An 11,494-nucleotide genomic window follows, 5' to 3' on the forward strand; every position below is an offset into this window, starting at 1 on the left:
CCTGCGGTTGGATCACCTCCTTTCTTAGAGAATTGCCCTTTAGCATTTGTTTGCTTTGGGCTAAAGCGTTGCGTTTGAGACTCTCTTGCTTGGGGGTTAGGGATTAACTTCTTGAATAATTCTTAGTTTTTTAAATTTCCCGCCCAGTTTAATTAAGTAGAGCTTCCGTAATTAGGGGAGTGTTGCGTGTCTATTGATTTGGTTTGGTATCAAAATAAATATGCTAAGGGGCGTGAACAACAGAAAAAACGCCCCCACTTTGTCATTTATGAAGGTAAAGATTTTTTCTTAGCCTTTCCACAAACAACACGGGATAAACAAAGTAAAGAATACCACTCACATAAAAATTACATCATAAATGATAATAGGAAATTGATTGAGGTGATGATCGATCAACTGCGAATCATCCCAAAGACACAGGTTTTAGAGAACAATACGATGGAAACGGGGCTTAGTGCTGAGTTGCGCAAGGCATCTATTGCTAAACCCGTATCGGCACATAGAAAGCCCCTTGTGGAGTATTTTTTAAAAAAAGCTGTTTTGCAGAGCGAATCTTTCAAAAATAAGCATTGCAAACAAATCATTTTTGGAGATGTGATCAAACTACATAATAAAAACCCCCTACTGCGCCATTACAAAACTTTTATTGTGCTCTCTTGTGCCAAGTTCCATTGTTCAGACATGTGTCTAATTGCTCCCCATAAAAACGAATCTATCATTTTGAGTTATTGCACTGCATTGATTTTTGTGAACGGGAATTTGAGCTTTTAGATAATGTCAGGGATCGGTTTAATCCTACGGATTTATGCGCACAAATTAGATTATCCTTAAATATTTAAGCCCAAGGCTCTCTCGCTTATGGGTTATTGAAACTTAAAATTCTCTTAATCTTTATCAACTGTTTTTAAACGCAGGTTTTGCTAGAATATAGGTTCTTAATGCATGTAAAATAAGGAAGGCTTTATGGACTCCATTGATGATGCGCTGCGCTCTGTAGGTGGCTTAAAGGGGTGCGCTTTTAAAATCCCCGCTCACCAAAGGGGCTATCGTTGGACTCAAAAGGAAGTTAAAATTTTGCTTGAGGATATTGCAGATTTTATCCAAGAGAGCAAAGCAGAGGATTTTTATAGCCTACAACCCATTGTGGTGAAAAAAGTGGGAGAAACTTACCATGTCATCGATGAGCAACAACGACTCACCACAATTTTTTTAATCCTCAAATACCTTGCCAATCAAGATTGGTTTAGTCTTGATTATGAAACAAGGGAAAAGAGTTTTGCATTTTTGCAAAACATTGCCGAAGGGATTAAGCAAAAGGATATCAACATTGACTTTTACCATTTTAAAATGGCTTATGAGACGATTGAGAAGTTTTTTAAAAATGAACCTGAGGATAAAAAACAAGAATTTTTAGACACCCTATTCAATCGCTGTAAAGTGCTGCGGCATGAAAGCATTGATGATGAAAAGGAAGTCTTTGTACGCCTCAATAGCGGGAAAATCCCTTTAATGGAGGCAGAGAAAAATTGAGGCCTTATTTCTGACTAAGAGGGAGGGGAGCTGTAAAGAAGCAATTAAAGATAGAGCTGAAGCTTGGTATGAGGCAGAGAAAAAGGCAAGAGAAAATAGAGATTTTATTTATTGTGTCTTAGAGCGTGTGATTCCAAAAAAAGACATCATGCATACAATAGAAATTGTGGAGGAGAGTGAATACAAGAAACCAGTCCTACTTGACGACATCCAAAGAATCACGGCGTATTTAAAGGCGGTCGTGCCCTATCAAAATACTGAGGATTATCTGTTTGACTATTTTTACCAACAATATAAAGCCAAGTCCATGGATTGGGGCGAACTTGAGGAGGCGATAGACACACTCTCGGGTTTCGCTTCGGGTAAGGGTAGTGAAGTTATTGATCGAGAAATTTTTCACCATTTAGGTTTTTTAATCTATGCAGGTGGTAGGTTATATGACTTATATCAAAAATGGTTAGATTGTGGGGGTAAAACAGAGTTTTCTCATTATCTTTTTACACAGGTGCAAAAACGCATCCGATCCTCGCTCCAAAACAGAAACATAGAAAAGCTGACTTATCATGACAGTAGAGCAACTCTACAAAACCTTCTTTTGCTTTTTAATTTGGCTTATCTCGTTGCCGACCAATCCTCTAATGTCTATTTTAAATTTAACCGCTTTGTCTTGGAGGAGTGGAGTTTAGAACACATTTATGTCCAAAAGTCTCAAAGTGTCTATCCTACAAAAGAGATGCCACAGACCAAAGAAAATGAGGATAAAATCAAAGACTGGATCAAAGAAGTGCTAAAATATTTAAAAAATATCCAACTCAAAAAGAAGATCGATCTTTCTCTTAAAAGAGTGGGAAAGGATTTTTTTAACTATTTGGGGAATCATAAATTATTAGGCAGGATCGATGCGGATTTTACCGATCGTCTAGAGCTACACCATGTGCAAAATCTCACTTTGCTTGACAAACAAACTAATCAAGCTATAGGCAATCTCATTTTTAAGTACAAATGCAAACAGATTGAAAAGCGCAAGAATCAAGATAAGTTGATTCCCATTTGTACGCAAAAAGTGTTTGAAAAGGCTTTTTCTCAAAATACAGACACTCCCGACCTCTTCACTATACAAGATCAAGAAGACTATTTGGAAAAAATTAAGGAATACTTAAAAAAATACGGCATCGACAAGGACAACGCATGACCTTTTTAGAATTTTTAGATCGTTTTGAGCACATAGAAGTCCCCATGTTGTAAAGGGATTACGCGCAAGGACGGCAATCCCAAGAAAATGTAGCGGATAATTTTTTAGATGCCCTTTTTCAGGTTGTGGAGGATCAAAAGCCTGTTTTGCACCTCGATCTCATCTATGGGTATAAGGACGGATCCATATTCAATCTCATCGATGGGCAACAACGCATCACCACTCTATGGCTTTTATATTTTCTCTTGTTTAGATACGCTGATAGGCTAGATTCTATCAAAGCGCAGCTAGCTAAATTCACCTACCACACAAGGGAGAGTTCTAAGAAGTTTTGTGAAAAACTTTTGAGCAAGGCAAGTTCTTTTAAAACCGATTGACAACCCAGCGAAGCAATCTTACAAGGGGGTGGAAAATTTGGGAAGCCAGAGGATTTTAACAACGATCCCACGATTAAAGCCATGCTTGGCATGCTCGATCGTCTATACAAACGCTTGGAAAAAACCACAGACAAGGATTGCCTCAAAGAGGCATTTCGGTTTAGAGATGTTGTGTTCCGCTTATTTGCTAACCAAACTTAAAGGTCTTGGTGAGAGCAATGCCTCTTACAAGATAAAGAGTTATTTAAATACATTAATGCCTACCAAAGTAAAAATTGTGGGCGCATCAAGCTGGAGGGGAAACAGGCTTATCTTTTGCGGAGCACAGATAAAAGAAGCCCCTATGCTAATTTATTGGGTCACGCTTTTTATAATTATTGTCAAAGAAGTGGGCTAGAGGGATTAGACAAATATGAGGGCGAAGAGTTTGGCGTGCGCCAATTTGTCATTGAAGACTTTGCAGTGGTTGCAGAGCCCAAGAGTATCCACCTCACCAATATCACAGAGGAGAACGCAACAGAACCCGATTTTTCAATCCCAATTAATCTCAAAAATACGGATGTGTTTGCAGAATTTGAAAGAGTAGTAGCGCAAATCAAAGAAATTGTAAAAGATTAGGCCTTTACTTTTTAAGACTTTGGGGTGTATTTCATGGGACAAAGGGGGCTATTGCTAAAGATTTATAGAGATCGAGCAAGAAGACACAAAGAAAAAGAACCGGCAAACATCCCGCAACCGCATTTTCAAACCCCTTAAAGAAGAGTGGGAGATCGACTCAAACAAAATGTGGGGATTTATATTTGGCTAAGTTATGACTGGAGAGAATCCTTGTTTAATTTACGCATCGGGCATTCTACAAACCCCCTACCCCAACAATGTGCTACTTTAGAAAAATTATTTACGGACTTGCCACACGGATATAAACACGAAAAGATATACCCCGACCTAGCCACACTCCAAGACAGTTTCTTATACGATTTTATAAAGTTAGTCAAAGTGTTTAATGCCGTATCTAGAGAGGATTTTTTATGCCAAGGGGGTTAGGCTCTGTTTGGTTTTTCTGTAAAATCGCTCGGCAACATCGCTGGCTCATCTTTCACCAGCACATGCAAATACTCCATGGTGCTTTCTTTGGCTTGCAAGCGTTTAGAATCGGCTTTAAAGCGGTTGTAGATTTGGCTTTTAAGGCTGTAGTGCCCATATTGGCTAAAGAGAGTCTTTATTTTATCTAAGCTCAACAAGCCCTCATCGTTATAACTCAAGAAAATAAAACGGGCATTGGTGTTTTTGAGCACATGCTCTAGGCTCTGATACACTGAGGATTTCTTGCACCAAGCGGATTTTTCATAACTTCTTAGCCCCGTTTTGCCCTGTGGGGTGAAGTTGTCATATAGGGCGATGCTATTTAAAAGGTGGTAATTTGCCCCGTATTCGCGTTGGTTATAAGGGGGGTCTAGGTATAAAATGTCGGTTTGTAGGCGCGCAATGAGCTCTTTGGCATCTGCGTTGTAGGCATAATGAGGGTTGGGGCTAGGCTCTAGGGGAGCGGGGGTTAAAAAGAGTGTTTGTTGCGCGCTTTTTTTAAGACGCTTTAAAAAAGCCCCATAGACAGAGGCGGTGTTAGCCACTTTATCGGCGGCTTCTAAGAGAGAGGCTAGTAAAAAATACAATTCAGCTTGGCTAATGGCTTGATCTTCTTGCCATTTAGCGATTTGGACACGCATGGAATCAATTTTTAGAGCGTTTGCATCGCTAAAATATTGCCGCCCCTGCCCGCCTCCTAAAGCATAATGTTGATAGATTTTGCCCGCTAGGGGGGGGAGGGCGTTGAGCTTGTCTAGGAGAAATTGTGCGCGTTTCAAAGGCTTGGTGTTTTCAATATAGTGCTTTGCTAGCACAAAGCTATAAAACTCTTTGTCATTGCTTAAGACCTGTTTGGCATGGTTTTTAAACAACCGCCCTACTGCCGCTGTGCCAGAAAAAAGGTCTGTAAAGACACATTGCGCCAAATCCACCCGGTAAGATTGCAACACCTCTTGGATATTGTGAAATAAAAAATTAGAGAGCTTGCGCTTAGAACCTATGTAATTCATGGGTACTTGCCTCTTCAAATGGGGCTAGTGTTAGATTTTCTTCCATGGACTTTCCTTTGTACTTGGATACTGTATTTTAGCAAAGTCTCAAAAACCTACAAAATAGGGCAATCTACGCGTGTTACAAATCTGTTATAAACTCTACACCAACTAAAACGATCAAAAAGGACAAAGCGATGGGAAAGTTATTTAAGGTGTTGTTAATAAGCCTGTGGGTGTTTGCGTGGGCAAAAGAGGGGGATGTGGATTTTGCCAACGCCATAAGGGCTTGGGAGTATGGGGATGGGCACACAGCTAAGATTTATTTTTATAAACTGGCAAAAATGGGAGATAGACGGGGGTTTAGCGGTTTGGGTATGTTAGATGTCAATTGGTGGGATTATTCAGGCTCTCTAGTATATGTAGATAGAAGAAAGATATACCGAACGAATCGGATCAAATATAAAGAAGCGCTTAAATACCTTCAAAAGGCTGCGGATATGGGAGATGGGTTAGGGTTTTTTGGGTTAGGGTATATGTATTTTTGGGGACATGGGGTCTTAGAAGATAAAACAAAAGCCCAACAATATCTTCAAAAAGCCTGTCAAATTTGGGAAAAGGAAGGCAAAGAGGGGAATGTGCAAGCCTATGTCTTTTTGGGGAGATTGTATGCAGGACAGCGGCAATATAAGGTGCCTGACTTTTACGATGATCCTCAAAAATCCGCTGCTTACTTTAAAAAGGTGATGGAGATGGGGAATCCTAGGGGGTATTTTGAGCTAGGCGAGTTTTATAATCAGAAAAAAGAAGAAGCGCGCGCAGACAAGAAGTTTCAAAGCGCATGGGAGTATGAAGAAAAAGCAGAGGAATATTACCGAGAGGCAGCAGATCTAGATTATGCGATTGCTTATTATCGTTTGACGAGGTTTATACACGATCACGACAGCATCCATGAATACCTCCAAAAATCCGCGGATATGGGGTATAGGATGGCTTGTTATGATCTAGGCTATTATGCCTACAATCGGCATCGAGACACACAAAAAGCCTTAAAATATTTCAACAAGGCTTGCACGATGGGTGATCACGACTCTTGTTACTCTGTGTATACGATCACGGGAAAAGACCCCACTGAACCCGTAGAAAAGAGCTTTTGGGATTGGTTGCGCGATTTATTTTAAAGGATGCAAACATGGGTTTTAAAAACGCGTTTAAGGTCTTGTTAATAAGCCTGTGGGTGTTTGCGTGGGCTAAGGGGGGTGCTTTGGATTTTGCGATCGCCAAGAAGGCTTTTGAAGATGAGAATTACCCCAAAGCCCTAGAGTATTATCTAAAAGCAGGAGAGGGGGGCTATGCGGAGGGTTATCGCATGGCTGGGTATTTATATTTGATCGGATTTAAAGGGGTGGGGGAGGATGGTCCTAAAGCCCTAAAATACTTAAAAAGAGCGGGGGAGATGGGGAGTGCTAATGCCTACTACAGACTGGGGAGCATGTATGAGTGGGGCACGCTTGTCTCTCAAGATGCCCAAAGGGCAGTAGAATATTACCAAAAGGCTGGGCAACTAGGGCGCGTGGATGCTTATTTGCAGCTAGGAGAGATGTATGAGCACGCTCTAGGGGGCGTAGCACAAGATGGGCAAAAGGCTTTAGAATACTATGAAAAGGCGGCACAAGTGGGCAAGGATGCTTATACAGCTTATGAAAGGATTGCAGACATGTATATTAAGGGTAAATGCGTGCCTCGGGATGAGCAAAAAGCCCTAGAGTATTACCAAAAGGCTTATGGCAAGGCGGATGGGTATGTTTTCTTGGGCGATGCCTATAGCACTGATAGCTACGAAGACAAGGATTTTCCCACAGACCTTAAAAAATCTATCTATTACTACCAAAAGGGAGCCAAGTTAGGGAGTCCAAGAGCCCATGTAGCTTTGGCAGAAGCGTATGAAAATGGCGATGAAGGGGTGGCTAGAGATTTGAAAAAAGCCCTACAACATAGCCAAGAAGCCTGCTCGTTGGATCGCCAGGAGTTTCACGATTCGTGCAATGATGCTGATCGTCTCAAATTCTCCATCCAAGCAGAAGCCTATGAATATGGCAGAGGGGTAACTAAAGATTTAAAAAAGGCTCTTTATTACTACCAAAAGGCTTGTAAAATAGATTGGAATTGGGCTTCCCATGAGGATTGCGCTAGGGCTGAACACCTCAAAAAGGCTATATACCCCCGCTCTAAACTTAAGCATTAAAGGAGTAGATATGACTAATGTGATTAAAGCGGTGCTAGTGGTTGCGTTGGTGTTAGCAAGCATGCATGCTCAAAGCGATCGGGATAGGGATTATGCCATCGCAAAGGATAATCTCTATAGAACAACCATGCTAAAGGCTTTGGAGTATTTTAGCAAACTGGCTAAAGAGGGGGATGCTAGAGGGTATAAGGGCTTGGGAGATGTCTATTATTGGGGTGGCAGAGGCGTGGCGGTAGATCAAAAGAAAGCTTTCCAAAATTACCAAAAAGCTGCCAAGATGGGGAATGTGGGAGCGTATGTAGCATTGGCAGGTTTTTATGAGTGTGGCTTTAAAAGTGGTGATTTTATGGTCGCTAAGAATCTCCCAAAAGCCCTAGAATACTACCACAAGGCTGGGAAAATGGGCAATTCTAAGGCGTATCGGGACTTAGGCTCTCTCTATGAATATGGCGACTGCGCGCCAAAGGATATTAAAAAAGCCATCCAGTATTACAAACAATCTGCACTAATGGGCAATGTTGAGGCGTGTATCATCTTGGGGGACATGTATGAGTCTGGTAGGGAAGTGTCCAAGGATGCACAAAAGGCTATAGAATACTACAAAAAAGCTGGAGAGAGTGGTCATAAACATGAAATTGGGGAGGTTTTCGGAGCAAGAGATGGGTATCTCTCCATAGCAGACATGTATGTGATAGGGGAGGGTGTCCCTCAAGATGACCAAAAAGCCCTAGAGTATTACCAAAAGGCTTACCATAGCAAGGCTGATGCTTATAAGGCTTTAGGGTCTGCTTACAGAGGTTATGGCGCTGGCATGACTAAGGACCTGCCTGCTTCCGTAAGAAATACTCCCAAAGCCCTGAAGTATCTTAAAAAGGCAGCAGAATTAGGAAGTCTGGACGCTTATGTTGATTTGGGGGATATGTATAAATGGGGCGAGGGTGTCCCAAAAGATGATGACAAGGCCGTGGATTATTACTGGAAGGCCTGTGATTTGGGCGACTCGGGTGCTTGCGATGAAGCGCGGGGGGGAAGAAGCTATGATGGTGATTGAGGTTGGGGAGCTCATCGCCCTTACTGATAAGCTTTGTAAACAACTAATGATTTTTTTCATCATAAACGCAAAGCATACTGCCCTTTACTTGTGCCGATGCGATTGCCATCGTGATCTCCTCAAATGTAAAAATGTTAAGACTTGAAAACAAAAACCTAAAATTCAGACTCTTGAGAGTCTTTTTAGGGTTTATGGGGACATATGTGCGGTTATTTTTACCATAGTAAGCTCCTTTCTTGAGATTAATCCATGATCTGTAAAATTTTGATTTTGAATTGCTAAATACTTGGGGAATATATTTTGTCTTTTTTATATTGTAAGTTGGTGATCTGGCTGACTCCACAAGCCCAATTGGATAGAAGTAATCAAAAAGGGAGCAGAAACTAGAGGGAGTTACTCCTCCTACAAAGGTGAGTAGAGTCAAACATGAAGATCCTTGTAAATAAAAACCCTCATGATTAAGAGACTAATTTAAATCAAAACTAAAGTGGTGTATTTCATCATCAAAAAAACATCCCCACCAACAAAGCCAAGATTATTTTGCTTGCCTGCATGGTTGATAGGCCTGCGTGAATGAATAGTCAAATTTAAAATCCTGTAAGCGTTTTTCTTGCTTAGGGGTGGCGCGGTAGCAGATCTTAGCATTTTTATCCAAAGGGTGGGGTTGTGAGGGGGGGTAGTGGTCAAAAAATTGCTTGCTGAGTTGGTGGACATAGAGCCCTGTTTTTTTAAGCTGTAAGGTTGTGTCAAAATCTATAATGGCATGGTTTAAGCGCTCGTAATCGGGGCAACCAACAAACATGCCAATCATATTAGCCTCCCTGCCTAGCGCGCTAATGGTGAGAAACTCTCCTTTTTTTGTGATAAACATCTCATCTGTGCCACAAAAACAAGCGCGATTCAAACTCTGCTTGTTTTCTTGGACATCAAAGCAATGTTTGGGGGCGATGAGTTGATCTAGTCCTGTAGAAAACGCCGCTAATTCTAAATTGTAATGGTGATCCCCTGCCTCCACGGGGATATTTTTTGTAGAAGTCTTGTAGTATTTAGCGTTGATGAAGATGGTGTAGGTAGAAAAATCGTTCCCAACAGTTTGGAGTTTATGGGTAAAAAGCGCGGTGTTGATGGCTTGGAGGGGGTAGGTGGTGAGGGGTTGTTTGAAGGCGCGCGCGTCATAATCTACAAATAGATGGGTGATCCTAGGGGCATCGGGTTGTTTTAAATGGTAGGTTGCCTTAATGAGATAAAACGCGCCCTTGATCCATGCTAGTTTAAAGGCTGTGCCGGGGGGTTGGGTACTTTGGGGGGCACTTGGTTCTAAAAGAATCTTGAAGGTCTCGCCCGGTTGGTTTTCAACATACTTGCAAAACTCATAGGGTTTTAATAAAGTGCCCTCTAAGTCAGGGTCGTTTACAAAAAAGTGGGGGAATTGAAGCGTGATCTCTGTGGCTTGATGTTGCTCTAACTCAAATTGCGCCCCGCCCTCTCCCTTCAAACAAAAGCCCTTATTTAGCTTGTTATGCGCCAAAACCCCCACACAAAAGCCATAATCAGTTTGGCTTGAGGTGTGGTTTTGAGCAATAGCCCTAGCCCCTGCAAAGACAAAGGAATAGATCGTGCCCTTGATCTTGGCACTACGCACCACGCCTTGGATGTCTTTGGGAGAATAAGTCTTAACCTCTTGAATCTTGGCGTATTTGGGGGGTTTTTCTTTGTATTGCAAAATAAAATCCTTAGTCCATTGCGACACTTCTTGCAACGCACCCTTGTCATCTATAGCCCACAACACCCCTGAGCCCAAAAGCACGAGGAGCAAAAGCCTTTTAATCCACACAATCGCCCCTTTGGTAACACTGCTCTTTGAGTTGATCAAATTTGAGATCACCTAGAGCGATGGGGTGCTCTCTTTGCGGGTCGTCTCTGGGTTGGCGGTAAAAAATCCATGTGCGCACGGGGTGTTTCTCTTCTTTGGAGTTAAAAGCCTGCTGGCTATATTGGTGGAGGTAAAAATTCCCCTGCAACAACTTATAGGTGAAATAGGTCTTGTAATAAAAGTCGTTGTCATAATGCCCCTGTTCAATGGTGAGGTAGGGGAATTTATACACTAAATCCATCGTGGCATTTTTGCCCTTACCACAGAGTTCTGGCAGGTGTTCTTGGTTGCGCTGGATGCCCACACAGACACTACTAGGCTTATCGGGGGTGTTTTGATAGACGATCTCCTTGCTAAAGTTGTAATGCTTGCCATCCACATCAAAGGACAAGAGGTTTTGGATTTGTATGTGTAAATCGTGCGTAGAGGCATCCACACAATAGCCCTTTTGGTAGCACTGCGCCTCCATTTTTTCATAAAACCCTGCTTTGAGGTCTTTTAAAGTCATCAGGTGTTTTCTTTGGGGATCATCGCGGGGTTGGCGGTAAAAAATCCATGTGCGCGTGGGGTGTTTATCCCCCCTAGATTTAAAGCTTTGCTGGCTGAATTGGTGGAGGTAAAAAGTCTTGCCCACTAATTTAAGCGTGGTGTAGTAGGTGTAATAAATGCCATCTCTTTCATACCCGCCAGATTCAAGAGTCAAATAGGGGAATTTATACGCCACATCTAGATTTGTGCCTGCGCTTGCGCATAGCTTGGATAGGAGCGCTTGGTTGTGATAAATCAACATGCAGGTTTTAAGGGGGGTATCCAAGACTTTGTTGTAAGTGGTCTGCTTGCTAAAGCTGTAACGATCCCCCTTGACATCAAAGCTAAGAAGGTCTTGGACCTGTATGTTTAGATTGCGCGCCTCCCCAGCGTGCAATAGATTTAAAAGCAATAGCGCGCCTAAAAAGCCCTTCATTGTTCTCCTTTGTCTATATTGGGCACATTGTAGCGACACTATCTTAACCCTTAATCTCAATCGCCTTTTTGAAAAAAGCCTTGTGCAAGCCCAAGATTTAAGCGTCTTTGATAGCCAAGCCTTTTTTAAGAGATTAGACAAGCTTAAGCAGGGGACTTTCCAATCACAGGGGGCAAAGGACTTCATAGAG

Annotated in this window: 11 protein-coding genes; 8 read left to right on the top strand and 3 right to left on the bottom strand. The window is 42.0% G+C overall.

Features of this window, described 5'->3' with window-relative positions; all coding sequences use genetic code 11:
* The first annotated feature begins 186 nt into the window (after positions 1-186).
* The 5 genes from EAO37_RS08420 (at position 187) to EAO37_RS08435 (ending at position 3,717) form a co-directional block, all read left to right on the top strand.
* Complete coding sequence (locus EAO37_RS08420; RefSeq protein ID WP_240451789.1) at positions 187-771, top strand: hypothetical protein; 585 nt, start codon at positions 187-189, stop codon at positions 769-771.
* Positions 772-963: 192 nt separating this feature from the next.
* On the top strand, positions 964-1,530 hold the full coding sequence (locus EAO37_RS09730) for a DUF262 domain-containing protein (RefSeq protein ID WP_240451790.1): 567 nt from the start codon (positions 964-966) through the stop codon (positions 1,528-1,530).
* A 148-nt stretch (positions 1,531-1,678) separates the two neighbouring features.
* Positions 1,679-2,722, top strand: a complete 1,044-nt coding sequence (locus EAO37_RS09735) for a hypothetical protein (RefSeq protein ID WP_240451791.1) — start codon at positions 1,679-1,681, stop codon at positions 2,720-2,722.
* A gap of 146 nt (positions 2,723-2,868) precedes the next feature.
* Complete coding sequence (locus tag EAO37_RS08430) at positions 2,869-3,099, top strand: DUF262 domain-containing protein (RefSeq protein WP_162983006.1); 231 nt, start codon at positions 2,869-2,871, stop codon at positions 3,097-3,099.
* Between the two features lie 315 nt (positions 3,100-3,414).
* The gene (locus EAO37_RS08435) at positions 3,415-3,717 is read left to right on the top strand and encodes a hypothetical protein (RefSeq protein WP_120953175.1); all 303 of its coding nucleotides are present in this window, start codon (positions 3,415-3,417) and stop codon (positions 3,715-3,717) included.
* A gap of 422 nt (positions 3,718-4,139) precedes the next feature.
* Here EAO37_RS08435 and EAO37_RS08445 read toward each other — a convergent pair whose 3' ends face one another.
* Positions 4,140-5,192 (bottom strand): DNA adenine methylase, encoded by a 1,053-nt coding sequence (locus tag EAO37_RS08445; protein ID WP_120953181.1) that lies wholly within the window; start codon positions 5,190-5,192, stop codon positions 4,140-4,142.
* A 176-nt stretch (positions 5,193-5,368) separates the two neighbouring features.
* On the opposite strand from EAO37_RS08445, the gene EAO37_RS08450 reads away from it, so the two are divergent.
* The 3 genes from EAO37_RS08450 to EAO37_RS08460 are packed head-to-tail and all read left to right on the top strand — an operon-like array spanning position 5,369 to position 8,467.
* Positions 5,369-6,352, top strand: a complete 984-nt coding sequence (locus EAO37_RS08450; RefSeq protein ID WP_120953184.1) for a tetratricopeptide repeat protein — start codon at positions 5,369-5,371, stop codon at positions 6,350-6,352.
* 11 nt (positions 6,353-6,363) lie between these two features.
* Positions 6,364-7,416 (top strand): SEL1-like repeat protein, encoded by a 1,053-nt coding sequence (locus EAO37_RS08455; protein WP_120953187.1) that lies wholly within the window; start codon positions 6,364-6,366, stop codon positions 7,414-7,416.
* 10 nt (positions 7,417-7,426) lie between these two features.
* Positions 7,427-8,467 (top strand): SEL1-like repeat protein, encoded by a 1,041-nt coding sequence (locus tag EAO37_RS08460; RefSeq protein WP_120953190.1) that lies wholly within the window; start codon positions 7,427-7,429, stop codon positions 8,465-8,467.
* A 535-nt stretch (positions 8,468-9,002) separates the two neighbouring features.
* Here the strand turns inward: EAO37_RS08460 and EAO37_RS08470 are convergent.
* On the bottom strand, positions 9,003-10,301 hold the full coding sequence (locus tag EAO37_RS08470) for a hypothetical protein (protein WP_120953196.1): 1,299 nt from the start codon (positions 10,299-10,301) through the stop codon (positions 9,003-9,005).
* On the bottom strand, positions 10,291-11,304 hold the full coding sequence (locus tag EAO37_RS08475; protein WP_120953199.1) for a hypothetical protein: 1,014 nt from the start codon (positions 11,302-11,304) through the stop codon (positions 10,291-10,293). Before EAO37_RS08475 ends, EAO37_RS08470 begins: the two co-directional genes overlap by 11 nt.
* Positions 11,305-11,494 lie beyond the last annotated feature (190 nt).

The organism is Helicobacter sp. L8, assembly GCF_003660355.1.
Lineage (GTDB): Bacteria > Campylobacterota > Campylobacteria > Campylobacterales > Helicobacteraceae > Helicobacter > Helicobacter labacensis.

Coding starts and splice junctions, on each gene's coding strand:
- EAO37_RS08475 (WP_120953199.1), bottom strand. CDS start 11,304: ATGAAGGGCTTTTTAGGCGCGCTATTGCTTTTAAATCTATTGCACGCT.
- EAO37_RS08460 (WP_120953190.1), top strand. CDS start 7,427: ATGACTAATGTGATTAAAGCGGTGCTAGTGGTTGCGTTGGTGTTAGCA.
- EAO37_RS08455 (WP_120953187.1), top strand. CDS start 6,364: ATGGGTTTTAAAAACGCGTTTAAGGTCTTGTTAATAAGCCTGTGGGTG.
- EAO37_RS09730 (WP_240451790.1), top strand. CDS start 964: ATGGACTCCATTGATGATGCGCTGCGCTCTGTAGGTGGCTTAAAGGGG.
- EAO37_RS08445 (WP_120953181.1), bottom strand. CDS start 5,192: ATGAATTACATAGGTTCTAAGCGCAAGCTCTCTAATTTTTTATTTCAC.
- EAO37_RS08450 (WP_120953184.1), top strand. CDS start 5,369: ATGGGAAAGTTATTTAAGGTGTTGTTAATAAGCCTGTGGGTGTTTGCG.
- EAO37_RS09735 (WP_240451791.1), top strand. CDS start 1,679: ATGCATACAATAGAAATTGTGGAGGAGAGTGAATACAAGAAACCAGTC.